Origin of the sequence: Bacteroides sp. AM54-2NS (genome assembly GCF_003602935.1) — a bacterium.
Taxonomy (GTDB): Bacteria; Bacteroidota; Bacteroidia; order Bacteroidales; family Bacteroidaceae; genus Bacteroides; species Bacteroides xylanisolvens.
The window spans coordinates 65,368-80,675 of record NZ_QTMZ01000026.1; the positions used below are offsets into that span (position 1 = coordinate 65,368).

The following is a 15,308-nucleotide window of genomic DNA, read 5'->3' on the forward strand; positions in this document are numbered from 1 at the left end:
TTTTTCACTTCCCCTCTTTTGCTTTGAATGCCAATGCATACATTCGTATTTGTTTCACCATCGACAGCAAACCATGCTACGCGTTGGCGACAGATGCTCTTTCAGCCCAATCTTGTCTATAAAATAAAGATCTGTATTCAAGATTTCATCAGGAGTATGTCCTGAAAGAACTTTAATCAACAAGGCAATAATTCCTTTGACTATCAAAGCATCACTTTCCGCTTTAAAAACGATTTTACCATCTACATCATCCGCTTGAAGCCACACCCTACTTTGGCATCCCTCAATCAGATTTTGTTCCGTCTTATATTTTTCTTCAAGTGATTCCTGCTCATTTCCCAAGTCAATAAGTAGTTGATAACGGTCCATCCAATCGTCGAAGTCACTGAATTCTGCAATCACTTCGTCCTGTAATTCATTAATTGACATTATAAATAATTATTTAATCCTGTTATTTCTCATTATAGATCACTTCCAATACCGTCTGGCCTACTGCTTTCAATGTATTCTTATCTATATGCTCCATATTGTCATTGACGGTATGCCATGTCGGAGTAAAGTCACCCTCCTGATTATATGGAATAATATCGATTGTTTTAATACGTGCCAAACGATTAATGAACAGGTGGTCATCGGTAACAAATCCTCCGTTACCATCCATAAAAGTCTTCCCGTTGCCAATCTTCTTCGCCGCTTTCCAGACTTTCTTATTTATATCGGGAGCAAATTCTTCAGAATATCCCTCTTTCATAAACACGCTGCCTTCCCCCCCTACCATATCGAGCAAGATGCCAAAACGTGCATTATATCCCTGTACATGAGGATTGCGTGCCCAATACTGTGATCCGAGACACCAGAATTCCTCTTTATGCTGCCCCGTATAGAACTGCGGCGCACCATAATCCTCTGCATCCAGCAAAATAATATCGATACCTAACTCCGGTTGTTGCTGATTGACCAAGCGAGCTATTTCCAATAAAGCCCCTACACCACTGGCACCATCATTGGCACCCAAAATCGGAGTATTATGATTCTTCTCGTCAGGATCGTTATCAGCCCATGGACGTGTATCCCAGTGTGCAAACAGAGCGATTCGTTTTTTGCTTTCCGGCTTATAAGAACCGATAATGTTTCTCGCTTTCAGCAACGTTCCGTCATAAGCAATCAAATCTGCATATTGATTAGTCACTTGAGCACCGAAAGCCTCCAACTGACCGGCAAGGTAATTGCCACAGGCAACATGTTCTTTTGTATTAGGAACACGAGGCCCGAAATCCACCTGATTCTTTACATACAAATAAGCACTATCCGCATCAAATTGAGGTACATTCACTGCTGTCTCTTCGCTTTGTTCACTCGTACTATTTGCCTTATTACCTCCTCCGCAAGAGAATGCTGATAATAACAAAAAGGCACTCATTAATACTATCATAGTTTTCTTTTTCATCGTCCTTTCATCTATTAGGGCTTCAAAATTAGTTATTTTCATCACAGCATCGTTCAGATGGAATGGTTTATTAACATATAAACTTCAGTTCCACATTTTTCTTTCCGACCACAAGTTCCACTTTTGCGCCGTTTATAAGCGGCAGATTATGAGTCACGTGTCCTACCGGAAAATTAAAGCAGACCGGATAATCATACTCTTTTACTAAATCCACCAAAGCTGCATACAATTCCTTACCCAACGAACAGTCTTCTTCATATTCCGTAAATTGGCCGATAATCAGTCCGGACAGTTTTTCAAGTACGCCTCCCAATTTCAAATTATACATCATACGCTCGATGGCATGCGGACGTTCGCTGACATCTTCAATAAACAGTATCGTCCCTTCTGCCGGAATATCGTATGGAGTTCCCCGCAAACCGTATGCTACCGCCATATTACCACCATGCAAAACGCCTTGTGCAGTCCCCTGCTTATTCAGTTTGTGCTTCTCGCACGTATAAGAAGGGATATTCCCAAATAAGATATCCTTCAGATAGTTCGTACAAAGATCATCTTCCGGTTCTACCGTAAGATGACGGGCCATCAACGAATGTAGAGAAGCATATCCATTTTTCTGAAACAGATTGTGCAACGCCGTTATATCGCTAAAACCCAGTAACCATTTCGGATGTTCATGAAAAGCCGTAAAATCAATTTTATCAATCAAATGTACCGCCCCGTACCCTCCGCGACTACACAGAATAGCTTTCACCTCAGGGTCGTCCATCGCGTCCTGCAAATCTTTCAGCCGTTGCCTGATTGTTCCGGCATATCTCCCGGATGAACTTCCGGCATATTTTCCCATAGCCACTTTCAAGCCCCATGATTCTATCCGTTTCTTGGCGCCTTTCAGAAATTGTTGGTCTATCTTACTCGAGGTGATACAATAACCACTTTATCACCTTTCTGCAAAAAGGGAGGAAATTGAATATCCATATATATTCTTATTTAATTGACTTTCGTTGATAAAATACCAGACTGCCCGGATGCATTTGTTTTCATCTGCAAAAATACAGGAAAAAACGGTTCCATGCACATCCAACAGTCAAAACAAATGAAATATAGCAAAATGTTACATAATGGATGCATTTTTTCGGGTTATAATCGTTATTTTTTCAATCATTTTTCTGATATTTGCTAAAAATCTAACGTTATGGAACCTATTCTAAATTTTGCCCAGCTAACGGCCCATCTCAAAAAGCTAAACCATAGAAAACGAATTGCCGTGGTCTGTGCCAACGATCCTAACACAGAGTATGCCATCTCTCGTGCGCTGGAAGAGGGAATTGCAGAATTTCTTATGATTGGAGATTCTACAATTCTGAAGAAATATCCCACGCTCAAACAATATCCCGAATATGTAAAAACTATCCATATCGAAAATCCGGACGAAGCGGCACGCGAGGCTGTCCGTATCGTTCGCGAAGGGGGAGCCGATATTTTGATGAAAGGGATTATCAATACAGACAACTTATTGCATGCCATACTCGACAAAGAAAAAGGGTTGTTGCCGAAAGGAAAAATCCTCACGCATCTGGCAGTGATGGAAATTCCTACTTATCATAAACTGCTTTTCTTTTCGGATGCTGCGGTCATTCCGCGTCCCACGCTACAACAACGCATAGAGATGATTTGGTATGCTATCTGTACCTGCCGCCACTTTGGCATCGAGCAGCCGCGTGTCGCCTTGATTCACTGTACGGAAAAAGTGAGTGCCAAGTTCCCTCATTCATTAGATTATGTGAATATCGTAGAGCTTGCCGAAGCAGGAGAATTCGGAAATGTGATTATTGACGGCCCGCTGGATGTACGTACTGCGTGCGAACAGGCAAGTGGTGATATAAAAGGGATTGTATCTCCTATCAACGGACAGGCAGACGTACTGATATTCCCGAACATCGAATCGGGCAATGCATTCTACAAATCTGTCTCCCTGTTTGCAAAAGCAGAGATGGCAGGATTACTGCAAGGTCCTATTTGTCCTGTAGTACTTCCGTCACGTAGCGATTCCGGCTTGTCCAAATATTATAGCATTGCGATGGCATGCTTACAAGTGTCAAGAGATTGCGAGTGCAGAAAACAGGCCAGTCAGGTCACCAACTCATCATTCTAAATTCACCATTTAAAACTCACCATTCATGAAAATACTGGTTATCAACCCCGGCTCTACTTCTACAAAGATTGCGGTTTACGAAAACGAAACTCCGTTGTTTATCAGCAATATAAAACATTCCGTAGAAGAACTGTCCGCTTTTCCCGAGGTAATAGATCAGTTTGAATTCCGGAAAAATCTGGTATTACAAGAATTGGAGAATAACAAGATCCCTTTTTCCTTTGACGCAATCATTGGACGCGGAGGTTTGGTGAAACCGATACCGGGCGGAGTGTATGAGGTGAACGATGCCATGAAACGTGATACAGTGCATGCCATGCGTACCCATGCCTGCAACTTAGGAGGACTGATTGCCAGTGAACTGGCCGCCACCCTACCCGATTGCCCGGCTTTCATCGCTGATCCGGGAGTGGTGGATGAACTGGAAGATATAGCCCGCATTACAGGTTCTCCGTTAATGCCGAAAATTACCATCTGGCACGCCTTGAACCAAAAAGCAATCGCGCGGCGTTTCGCCAAAGAACAAGGGACGCAATACGAAGAGTTGGATTTAATCATCTGCCATTTAGGAGGAGGTATTTCTGTCGCAGTCCATCACCATGGAAGAGCCATCGACGCCAACAATGCGTTGGACGGCGAAGGCCCTTTCTCACCGGAACGCGCCGGCACACTTCCTGCCGGTCAACTGATCGACCTTTGTTTTAGCGGTCAGCATACCAAAGACGAATTGAAGAAACGTATTTCCGGACGTGCCGGATTGACTGCTCATTTAGGTACGACCGATGTGCCTGCCATCATCCAATCGATAGAAGAAGGAGATAAAAAGGCGGAATTAATACTGGACGCCATGATTTATAATGTTGCAAAAGCGATAGGCGCCAGTGCTACTGTACTTTGCGGGAAAGTAGATGCTATCCTCCTGACAGGAGGAATCGCTTATTCGGACTATGTGGTTTCAAGGCTGAAAAAAAGAATCTCTTTCCTGGCTCCCATCTATGTTTATCCGGGAGAGAATGAAATGGAGTCGTTAGCTTTTAATGCCATAGGAGCATTGAAAGGAGAATTGCCGATACAAGTTTATAAGTAACATAAACTATTGATTTATCGGTTTCACCTTATTTTACTTTATACTTTTATCTGTTATCTCCTTATTTATCAGCATTTCAAGAATTAGGTAAAATGGATGAACCGCAAACCTTACAATAACATTTATGGTACTTATTTCTTAAGAAAGAGTTACCTCCTCCAATAAAACAAGCTCCCAGCTACGCCAAACAATAGTAATTAACTTCAGTTCACCTTTCGCCTTGGCTTCTGCCACCAGCTCATCTTCACTATAACGAAGTAACTGTTCGCGCGCCTCATCAGCAGGGCACGTATTTCTTTTTCCGAAGCACCGGCTTTTGCATATTTCACCTCAAGCAGATAGGTGAAAGGAGGAAGTACGGGAACCGACAGACTAGGTTTGAAGAAGAAATCTGCAAAGCCTTTATTCAATTCGTATTCCGGATAAAGTTGATAATAACGATACATTCCTAAATAAGCAAGCAAGAAGCCTTTAATGTGCGCTTCACCTTCAATATATTCACGAATACGGCTTTGCTCACGAACAGCGTTGGCGATAAAATCGAACAAAGGTTTCCAATCTCCTCTGAAAGCCATATTCTCAAATAAAGCACTCATCTTGTTCATGTCTATTTTAAAGATATCATGCTTGATGTAGCCTTGTATCAAGAAGTTAAAAAGCTGTTCTCTTACAACTAAATTCGGTACATGCAGGATGGGTCTTCCCACCATATCTACACCTTTGATGGAAAGAAGTCCGAAATAGAATAATAAAGACTTGAAATTACTGGGGTCCGTCATCTCCAATGCAGAAAAATGAGTAACAATGTCAGTAATAATCTCTCCTTGCTCGGCTATTTCCTTTATAACAGAAAAATTCTCTCCCAATCCATGATCTAATTTTATCAAGTATGCCAACTTGTTAAAGTCAGTGCGAATGTTAGGGTCTACAATTTCTTTAGGCTTTTTATGATGAAGTACAAAAGATTTCAGAAAATAAAGTGCCATGTCAGAATTAAACATACACTGTTCCAATGTATCTTCACTAAAGCAATAATTGTCATAATTGGGTTTCATCATGGCAACTATTTCATCTATAGATTCTTGAAGTACTCCCTGCTCTTTATAATATTCCAGCATCTCACGCAACTCATTCTCACTGAATCCAACCAAATCATTAAACCATGAATCATTTGTGATATTGGTTCCGATGTTAAAGCCACTAGTTACATCATCCATCGTCACCGGACTCACTCCGGTAATAAACAACCGTTCAAGAGCAGCTCCGGTTCCGGTAGTAGCGGATTTTATCACGTTAAAGAAGCCACGAATAAAACCTTCGCCATGCGTTGCTTTCCTGTAAAATTCCGTACCGTAAGTTGAAAGAATGGTATTGGTGAAATTATCATATTCATCAATGAGTAAATAAATACGAATATTTTTCTTACGGGTAGCATAGGAATTAATCGCAGACAGAAAAGCACCGGGTTCTTCTTGTATTTTCTCATCAAGAACATCCCAAATTTCTTTTCCTAACAAATCTTCATACTTAAAGACAAAATCTTTAAGTTTGCTACAACAATGCAGCTTAAACGATAGCTCTACTTCGTTGACATTGGAACTCACTTCCGAAAAATTAAATCGCATGATGAGAAACTGATTGTGAAGCTTCGTCGGATGCCGACCTATGTATAGCTGACCAAACAACTCGTCAAACTGTTCAGCATGATTTACGTCATAATAGGCCTCTAACATAGCCAAAGTCAGACTCTTCCCAAATCTACGAGGACGTATCAGAAACAGATAAGGCGGTTGCATCTCTATTTTTTCAATGAACATTGTCTTATCTACATAATAATAATTCTCTTTCTGAATTCGGCTAAAATCAGTTATTCCGTAAGGTATTTGTTTCATCATATTGCGATTCCTTTCAATTTATCTGTCTCTTATTTCTGCAGACTTTTTTCAATATTCTGCAAACGGCGTTCTAATGCTGCATACTTTTCATCCTTTTCTTTTAAAAGACGCTCGTAGAGTTCAGTGATTTTGTCGATAGGATTGAAGTTGTTAACTCGACTATCATTAATACTATCTTCGGTATCAGACTTAACTATACCCATGCTGATGTTTGCCCCACCTGCACTTTGTTCTGAATTATTCACCGTATTATTTTCAAACACCACCGTCTGTGCATCCTCCTCCAAAGTCTTGAGATAATCGAAAGGGACATTCAATGCACGTGCAAAGCGTTGCAACATCTCATCATCAATCACCTTCATCTTCTCATATTTAGAAACAGCAGGTTGTGAGAGATGTACTAATTCACTCAAACCCTCCTGGTTCATATTCTTTTCAATACGGGTACGACGTATATTGCGTCCGTGATGGACTCTCCCAATTGTCAATTCTTCTGTTTCCATTTTTATTTTCTTTCTTTTTAAAATCCAACAAATATACAAATGAAAAGTTTCGCTCGAAGCAAATATACGAAAAAAACGAATAGATGTGATAATATGGATAAAATGAATATTACAACCTGACAAATAGAATAAAATGAATACTTCAAACAGCGTATAATGTGTTAAATTATCACGAACTTTACCGCACAAAAGGACAACAAAACAAAAGAGCTTACGAACATGAAAAGAATATTGACAAATAAAGAATACAGGTTCATAAAAGAGCTCAAAGAATTGATGACTAAATACAATGCAGTGATCTCTACAGATGCACAAGGAAAAATTGAGATTGTGGTGAATGAAGACAACGAATCATTTGATTTTGAAGCAGAAAGCACGATCTATTTAGGAGCTTGTTTTTCAGATTATGAGTTAAATGAATTACTGGAAAAGAACTTCGCACACATAATACGAATAAAAGAGGAGTATAAAACAAACTTGTAAACGGATTTATATAATTGAAAAATCATTAATCCAAATTTCTATATAAACACCCCACCAGATTTCTTTAGAACCAACGGCCTCTTCCTTTTAAAGGAAGGGGTCGTTCCTTTAAAAGGAGTGAAGCTTTGGTTTTAAAGCAAGAAAAACGACCTTATTAACAGGTATATTTGCCTGTATCATAAACTTTTTAAATAAAAAAGCTCTTTCAAAGAAATTTTTCTCATATCTTTGCGACGTGTTAAGTTAATAAATTGATTAAGGTCGATTTTTGACTGTTTCGAATCGGGAAGTATGGGGGTACTTTCCGATTCTTTTTTGGGGAGGATATAATAAGGTGTCTTTCATCTTTTTAAAGGTTTTAATAAACTGGATAAATCTAATATATACTAACTCTATATATAAAACAGTTCAACTCCGGAGGATACTAATAAAAAAGAAGGCTGTTTCAAAATTAAATTTGAAACAGCCTTCATTATATATAGAAGCTATCGCTTTCTTACTTCTTTTCCGGTCTTGGCAACAATACCTTGCGTGAAAGTTTGAATTTACCAGTTTTCGGATCGATATCAATCAATTTTACTTCGATTTCATCACCTTCTTTGATTCCGGCTTCTTCTACTGTTTCCAGACGTTTCCAGTCAATTTCGGAGATGTGCAGCAAACCATCCTTGCCCGGCAAGAATTCGATAAATGCACCATAAGGCATAATAGAACGAACTTTACCTTTATAAACTTCGCCTACTTCAGGAACAGCAACGATTGCTTTAATCATGCGCATTGCATCATCAATACATTTCTTGTTTGTTCCGGAAACTTCGATGCGTCCCATACCATCAATTTCTTCGATAGTAATCACAGCACCAGTTTCTTCCTGCATACCTTGGATGATCTTTCCACCAGGGCCGATCACAGCACCGATGAATTCTTTAGGAATTGTCATCGTTTCGATACGTGGAGCATGTTCTTTCAGGTCGGCACGTGGTTCAGCAATTGTTTCAGTAATCTTATTAAGGATATGCATACGTCCTTCTTTAGCCTGGTTCAAAGCACGTTCCAGAATGTCGTAAGACAGACCGTCTACCTTGATATCCATCTGTGTAGCAGTGATACCATCTTTTGTTCCGGTCACCTTGAAGTCCATATCTCCCAAGTGGTCTTCGTCACCCAGGATATCAGACAATACAGCATATTTTTCTTCGCCCGGATTCTTAATCAATCCCATAGCGATACCCGATACCGGTTTCTTGATCTTCACACCTGCATCCATCAATGCCAATGTGCCGGCACATACGGTAGCCATAGAAGAAGAACCGTTAGATTCGAGGATATCTGAAACCACACGTACTACATACGGATAGTCAGCAGGAATCTGTCCTTTCAAAGCACGCCAAGCCAAGTGACCGTGACCGATTTCACGACGGCCTACACCACGTTGTGCTTTTGCTTCGCCTGTAGAGAAAGGAGGGAAGTTATAATGTAACAAGAAACGTTCTTTTCCGTGTTCCAAAACATCGTCGATAATCTTCTCATCCAGTTTTGTACCCAGAGTAACAGAAGTCAATGACTGTGTTTCACCACGAGTAAAGATAGCAGATCCGTGAGGGCCAGGCAGAGGACCTACTTCACACCAGATCGGGCGGATTTCGGTAGTCTTACGACCATCCAGACGCTTACCTTCGTCCAAAATAGAACGGCGCATGGCTTCTTTTTCTACATCGTGGTAGTAACGGTCGATCAATGCAGCCTTTTCGTCCAACTCTTCTTCAGAGAATTGAGCTTTGAATTCTTCGCGGATCGCTTCGAAAGCAGCAAAACGTTCGTGTTTGTTATTGTTTCCGGAAGCGGCAACTGCGTAAGCCTTGTCGTAACATGCTTCGCGAACAGCCTTGCGCAAGTCTTCGTCGTTTACTTCGTGGTTGTATTCACGTTTTACAGTTTTTCCAACCTCTTCAGTCAACTCCATCTGCGCTTTGCAATGAATCTTGATAGCTTCGTGAGCCACTTTCATTGCTTCCAGCAATTCAGCTTCAGATACTTCATGCATTTCACCTTCTACCATCATGATGTTCTCATAAGTAGCGGCTACCATCAAGTCCATGTCAGCTTTTTCCAGTTGTTCAAAAGTAGGATTGATAACGAACTGACCGTCGATACGCGCTACACGCACTTCAGAGATCGGTCCGTTGAAAGGAATATCTGAAACGGCAAGTGCTGCAGAAGCGGCAAGTCCTGCCAATGCATCCGGCATATCCACACCATCAGCAGAAAAGAGGATGATGTTCACATATACCTCTGCGTGATAATTATCGGGGAATAAAGGACGGAGAGCACGGTCTACAAGACGGCAAGTCAGAATCTCATAATCAGAAGCTCTACCTTCTCGCTTGGTGAAACCACCAGGGAAACGGCCGAATGCCGCAAATTTTTCTTTGTACTCTACCTGTAAAGGCATAAAATCTGTTCCGGGAACTGCATCTTTAGCGGCACAAACAGTAGCTAACAACATGGTGTTGCCCATGCGAAGCATTACAGAACCGTCTGCCTGTTTTGCCAACTTTCCCGTCTCGAGTGTGATGGTTCTTCCATCAGGTAACTCGATTGTCTTAACAATTGGGTTAATCATAAAAATTGTTTTATCTATACTTTTTCTTTCAAAATTCCTGCAAAGATATACATTTATCGTGGTAATCAGGTGGAAATGAGGTAAAAAGTTAGTGGTGAACTGATTTTTTTTCAAAATTAGGATGAAGAACCCGGCAAAATGCTTTGACTAATCTCGAAAAGAAGTATATTTGCATCTCGTTAATAACACACACTATATGAAAAAGGTTACTTTTGCAGCGCTCGCCGCACTTACTATTACTGCTTGTAGTTCCGGTCCTAAATTCCAGGTGAACGGGGATGTATCAGGAGCCGATGGTAAAATGCTTTATCTCGAAGCTTCCGGTCTGGAAGGTATTGTTCCGCTCGATTCAGTGAAGCTGAAGGGGGAAGGTACATTCAGTTTCAAGCAGCCTCGTCCCGAATCACCCGAATTTTATCGCTTGCGGATTGACGACAAAATCATCAATTTTTCTGTAGATTCTATCGAAACGATTCAGATCAAAGCGCCGTATGTGGATTTCTCCACAACTTACACGGTGGAAGGTTCGGAAAACAGCAACAAGATAAAAGAGCTGACGCTGAAGCAGATCCGCCTGCAAAAAGAGGTGGACGACTTGCTGGCAGCTTTACGCAGTAACAGAATGGGGCATGATGTGTTTGAAGACAGTCTGGCAACGTTGCTCAACAATTACAAGGAAGATGTCAAAGTGAACTATATTTTCGCTGCTCCCAACACGGCAGCCGCTTACTTTGCCCTGTTCCAAAAACTCAATAATTACCTGATATTCGATCCGTTGAACAATAAAGATGATGTGAAATGCTTCGCTGCTGTTGCTACGAGCCTCAACAATGCGTTCCCTCATGCCGTACGTTCCAAGAACCTTTATAATATTGTAATTAAGGGGATGAAGAACACACGCCAGCCACAGGCGAAAGCATTGGAGATTCCTCAAGAGAAAATAGTGGAAACCGGAATTATCGACATCGCCCTGCGTGACGTGAAAGGAAATGTGCGCAAACTGACCGACCTAAAAGGAAAAGTCGTATTGCTCGATTTCTCTGTATTCCAGTCGCCTGCCGGATCTCCTCACAACCTGATGCTTCGCGAACTATATAATGAATACGCAAAACAAGGACTGGAAATATACCAGGTATCTCTCGATGCGGACGAACACTACTGGAAAACTGCGGCAGACAACCTTCCTTGGGTTTGTGTACGCGATGGAAACGGAGTGTATTCTACCAACGTGGCTGTATATAATGTTCGTCAAGTTCCATCTATCTTTTTGATTAACCGTAACAACGAATTGAAGCTTCGTGGCGAAGATATCAAGAATTTGGAAGCAGCTGTCAAGTCATTGCTCTAAGTTGTTATAATTTAGCATATTTCATTTAAATATGTTACATAGCATCTTTTTTCACTTGACACGTATCACTTAAAAGTCTATCTTTGCAAAGAAATAATGATAAGAGGGTTCCAACATGGCTCATGTTGGAATTCTTTTTTGTTTATATGACCATTTAAAACAATTAAAGGAGGAAAACATCATGGCTTATATGTCAGAAGAAGGTTACAAGAAACTGATGGCGGAACTGAAGGAACTGGAAACAGTGGAACGCCCGAAGATCTCTGCGGCAATAGCCGAAGCCAGAGATAAAGGAGACTTGTCGGAAAATGCAGAATACGATGCCGCCAAAGAGGCGCAGGGTATGCTTGAAATGCGCATCAACAAATTGAAAGCTACCATTGCAGACGCAAAAATCATTGATGAATCTAAGCTGAAAACAGATTCTGTGCAGATTTTAAATAAAGTGGAACTGAAGAATGTAAAGAACGGTATGAAGATGACTTATACCATCGTTTCCGAAAGTGAAGCTAACCTGAAGGAAGGAAAAATTTCCGTTAACACCCCGATTGCACAAGGTCTGCTTGGCAAGAAAGTGGGTGATGTAGCCGAAATCACTGTTCCACAAGGCAAAATTGCATTGGAAGTAGTAAACATATCAATTTAACGTAAAGGCAGGTCTCCTTGTGGGGCTTGCCTTCATTTATCAATAAAAGTTATGGCAACAATATTCAGTAGAATCATCGCAGGCGAAATCCCCTGCTACAAGGTGGCGGAAAACGAAAAGTTTTTTGCGTTTCTCGATATCAATCCGTTGGTAAAGGGACACACATTGGTGGTGCCCAAACAGGAAGTAGACTATATTTTCGATTTGAGCGATGAGGACCTGGCTGCTATGCATGTATTTGCAAAGAAAGTGGCCCGTGCCATTGAAAAAGCTTTCCCCTGTAAAAAGGTGGGCGAAGCGGTTATCGGACTGGAAGTTCCTCATGCACATATTCATTTAATTCCTATTCAAAAGGAATCGGATATGTTGTTCTCGAATCCGAAACTGAAATTGTCGGATGAAGAATTCAAGTCCATAGCACAAGCAATCAACTCCTCTCTATAAAACATGATGATGAAATAAGCAAGAGCGTTCTGTGAAGGACGCTCTTTTTTTGTTCCATGCCTTGAAACAAAGTGTTCCTCGGTGTGAAACGAAGTGTTCCTCACCGAGGAACAACCTGTTCCACACCGAGAAACTTTTATCGCTCCTTACTTTCGGCAACTTCTACCAAATAAACTCCGATACAGATAAAAATAATGGCAAACGTCTGCGTCCAGCTAAAACGGTCTTGTCCCAAAGCAAGGGAGGCAATAGTTGCCACAATCAGAATCAGATAACCATATATAGCAACCACCGTTGTCTTCAGATATTTCAAACCGACAGGCAACAACATATAACTGATAGTGGTCGGGAAAATCAATACGAACATCAGTATAAGGAAAGGTGTCCAATGGAACGGCATGGAAAATACCGGAGCATCAAATCCCGTAATGAACGTTACTATTATAGCAGATACGGCAGCACCGGAAAAGGTATAGCGCAACATGGTTATTGCTCCGATGGCAGTCAAGATACGCTGACTAAGAATCAGATAGACAGCATATACCACAGAGCTAAGAAGACAAAGCATATTTCCCGTGAAAGCATCGGACGCCAAATCATCACTTTGCTGGGTTAAAATACAAACCAATGCTCCTATCAGACCGATAGAAATTCCTATTATTTTTTTAGTGGTCGCCTTCTCCTTATAAAAGAATATCATCATGAGAAAAACCCAAATAGGCTGGAGGCTGGTAAAAATGGAACTGGAAACAGGAGTTGTTTTACTCAATCCCGCCAGGTAGAGAAACATAAAGCCATAAAGTCCCAAGGCCCCCAACAGGAAAAGGAGCCATTTATCTTTGGCGGATGATTTTTCCGGAGGCATAAACCACCCGATTACCCAAAAGGCTGCTGCCGCAAACGTGCAGCGAAGGGTTGCTCCTGTCAGCGGACTCATCCACAAAGGCAGAAGATACTTCAGGGCATTCATATTTAACCCGCTAAAAACTTTCGAGACGGCCATGCTAAGATTGGCTTCCAGTTTCTTATTCTTCATTTTTTATTTCAATTGGTCGTTAAACAAAAAGGTATGACGGCGCCTATATGCCCAGAAAAGAGTAACAACAGTAATCAGCAGATTAAAGATAAACGGAAACTCTTGCGATTGGGTATGGAATACCCACTGGAAAAAATCGACGATAAAGGGATAGAGCAAAATAGCCAGGTAGTTCATCATCATCACAAATGCCAAAGCTAATGTGGTCTTTTGCGGTAATGCGGTCTGCGTGGTCTTGTCATAAAGCATGGGCTGGATAATGCCATACCCTAAACCGACCAGAATACACCCGGGAATAATCAGCCACTCTATCGGAGCTATCCAAATTAATAATAGTCCCAATGCCATCGACAACAGGCTATATGCCTTCGTACGTTCTTTAAGCAAGCCTACAATTTTATCCAGACAGAAGCCCGGAGCCGTGATAGCCAGGAAGAAAAGCGAAATCATCAGTCCGGAATTACCGCTGGAAAAGTGATGCTTTTCCATTAAGAAAGGCAGATTGAAGATCACTACTATTACGATATATGTAATCACCCCATAGAAAAGCATCAATTCTATCAGATGCTTGATGTGAATACCATATTTACTGCCTTCAATGTCTATGGCAGACTGTCGGGCAGCTTTGCTGTCGTCCGCTGAACTCGTCTCCGGCACAGTCACCGTCGCCGCATTCGCAGTTGCTACATTTGCCGCCGTAGTAGTAGCAGTATCAGACGAAGAAGATGCCGTTAAAGCGGCTTCTCCGGACCGGTCTTCTTTCAAATGTCCCACCAGCAGAATGGAAACCAACGGAAGAAGATAAACAAGAAAAGGCAGGTGCCAACTGACTTCTGCCAGATAGCCCGTCACGGCAGTTGCTATCACTAACGTAAAATTAGTTATGGCCGAACTCAACCCGAACTGTTTCACCCGATAAGTTCCCACAAAATATCTGGAAACCAATCCGGTAGACAAAGGATAATAAGTCCGGACCCGATGCCGAGCAGAGCACTAACCACAATCAACTGCCACATTCGATTGGATATCAGATACAGAACACCGCTTGCGGCAAAAAGCCAGAGTCCGACTTTCAATACACGGACATAATCGACTTTCTCCGTCAGTTTACCACCCAGCAATATAAAAGGTATGATGAGCAATGATGGCAGTGATGTCAACATCTGTATGTCCAGATCCGTAGCTTTCGGAAATATCTTTGTAAGGTCACCCAATATAGGTGAAACAGCGAGTCCCGGCAATGAAGTCAATGCCGAAATAGACCAAATGGCAATTAAAGTGATAAGAGGAATTGTTCCTCGTCCCGTCTGTATCTTCATAATGCTTATTCGTTAAAAGTTTAGGTTTGAAGAAAACAATAGTCGCTTTATAAAGTTCATTTATTCACCACAGAGGAGGACGCAGAGGATACAGAGGGGAATCTTGTTCATGCCGGTACCGTTTTGAATAAAATAATGGAGTATTCTGGAAACGTTGTGGCAAATCTGAAAAAGATGATTGAGTTTTTAAGATTCCCCGTTATCTTTTTATTATAAGATATGGGTCAAGGGTGAGGGGTGGGTGAGGGTAGATTTATAACTTTGTTATTTTTTTTATAGATAAAAAAGGAGATAGTATAGAAAATAATAAAATAAAAGGTTA

General features: G+C 41.3%; 10 protein-coding genes and 4 pseudogenes. 6 read left to right on the forward strand and 8 right to left on the reverse strand.

Features of this window, described 5'->3' with window-relative positions:
• Window positions 1-4 precede the first annotated feature (4 nt).
• From DXA05_RS16335 to DXA05_RS16345, 3 genes and pseudogenes are all read right to left on the reverse strand, one after another.
• A pseudogene (locus tag DXA05_RS16335) lies at window positions 5-429 on the reverse strand (SufE family protein).
• 22 nt (window positions 430-451) lie between these two features.
• Window positions 452-1,447: a M28 family peptidase gene (locus DXA05_RS16340; protein ID WP_004316652.1), complete on the reverse strand. Its 996-nt coding sequence runs from the start codon at window positions 1,445-1,447 to the stop codon at window positions 452-454.
• Window positions 1,448-1,517: 70 nt separating this feature from the next.
• A pseudogene (locus DXA05_RS16345) lies at window positions 1,518-2,425 on the reverse strand (LD-carboxypeptidase).
• 217 nt (window positions 2,426-2,642) lie between these two features.
• Between DXA05_RS16345 and DXA05_RS16350 the strand changes: the two are divergent.
• Together DXA05_RS16350 and buk are read left to right on the forward strand one after the other, a co-directional pair.
• Entirely contained in the window at window positions 2,643-3,602 is a 960-nt protein-coding gene (locus tag DXA05_RS16350; RefSeq protein ID WP_087317828.1) for a phosphate acyltransferase, read from the forward strand.
• A gap of 25 nt (window positions 3,603-3,627) precedes the next feature.
• Window positions 3,628-4,689 (forward strand): butyrate kinase, encoded by a 1,062-nt coding sequence (buk, locus tag DXA05_RS16355; RefSeq protein WP_008018575.1) that lies wholly within the window; start codon window positions 3,628-3,630, stop codon window positions 4,687-4,689.
• 138 nt (window positions 4,690-4,827) lie between these two features.
• Here buk and DXA05_RS16360 read toward each other — a convergent pair.
• A pseudogene (locus DXA05_RS16360) lies at window positions 4,828-6,584 on the reverse strand (ATP-binding protein).
• 29 nt (window positions 6,585-6,613) lie between these two features.
• Window positions 6,614-7,087 (reverse strand): helix-turn-helix transcriptional regulator, encoded by a 474-nt coding sequence (locus tag DXA05_RS16365; RefSeq protein ID WP_004316645.1) that lies wholly within the window; start codon window positions 7,085-7,087, stop codon window positions 6,614-6,616.
• A 219-nt stretch (window positions 7,088-7,306) separates the two neighbouring features.
• Between DXA05_RS16365 and DXA05_RS16370 the strand changes: the two genes are divergently transcribed.
• Window positions 7,307-7,570: a hypothetical protein gene (locus DXA05_RS16370; protein WP_049701207.1), complete on the forward strand. Its 264-nt coding sequence runs from the start codon at window positions 7,307-7,309 to the stop codon at window positions 7,568-7,570.
• A gap of 496 nt (window positions 7,571-8,066) precedes the next feature.
• Here DXA05_RS16370 and pnp read toward each other — a convergent pair whose 3' ends face one another.
• A complete protein-coding gene (pnp, locus tag DXA05_RS16375) occupies window positions 8,067-10,193 on the reverse strand; it encodes a polyribonucleotide nucleotidyltransferase (RefSeq protein ID WP_004311937.1) in 2,127 nt (708 codons plus the stop codon).
• Window positions 10,194-10,389: 196 nt separating this feature from the next.
• Here pnp and DXA05_RS16380 point away from each other — a divergent pair, with 196 nt between their 5' ends.
• From DXA05_RS16380 to DXA05_RS16390, 3 genes are all read left to right on the forward strand, one after another.
• Window positions 10,390-11,541 (forward strand): TlpA disulfide reductase family protein, encoded by a 1,152-nt coding sequence (locus DXA05_RS16380; RefSeq protein ID WP_120069099.1) that lies wholly within the window; start codon window positions 10,390-10,392, stop codon window positions 11,539-11,541.
• 181 nt (window positions 11,542-11,722) lie between these two features.
• Window positions 11,723-12,187: a transcription elongation factor GreA gene (greA, locus tag DXA05_RS16385; protein ID WP_032811363.1), complete on the forward strand. Its 465-nt coding sequence runs from the start codon at window positions 11,723-11,725 to the stop codon at window positions 12,185-12,187.
• A gap of 51 nt (window positions 12,188-12,238) precedes the next feature.
• Window positions 12,239-12,631: an HIT family protein gene (locus DXA05_RS16390; protein WP_008026146.1), complete on the forward strand. Its 393-nt coding sequence runs from the start codon at window positions 12,239-12,241 to the stop codon at window positions 12,629-12,631.
• A 136-nt stretch (window positions 12,632-12,767) separates the two neighbouring features.
• Here the strand turns inward: DXA05_RS16390 and DXA05_RS16395 are convergent, their stop codons facing one another.
• Together DXA05_RS16395 and DXA05_RS16400 are read right to left on the reverse strand one after the other, a co-directional pair.
• Window positions 12,768-13,667 carry a DMT family transporter gene (locus DXA05_RS16395; protein WP_004316636.1) on the reverse strand — a complete coding sequence of 300 codons (900 nt, stop codon included), beginning with the start codon at window positions 13,665-13,667 and terminating at the stop codon, window positions 12,768-12,770.
• Window positions 13,668-13,670: 3 nt separating this feature from the next.
• A pseudogene (locus DXA05_RS16400) lies at window positions 13,671-14,986 on the reverse strand (MFS transporter).
• Window positions 14,987-15,308: the final 322 nt, after the last annotated feature.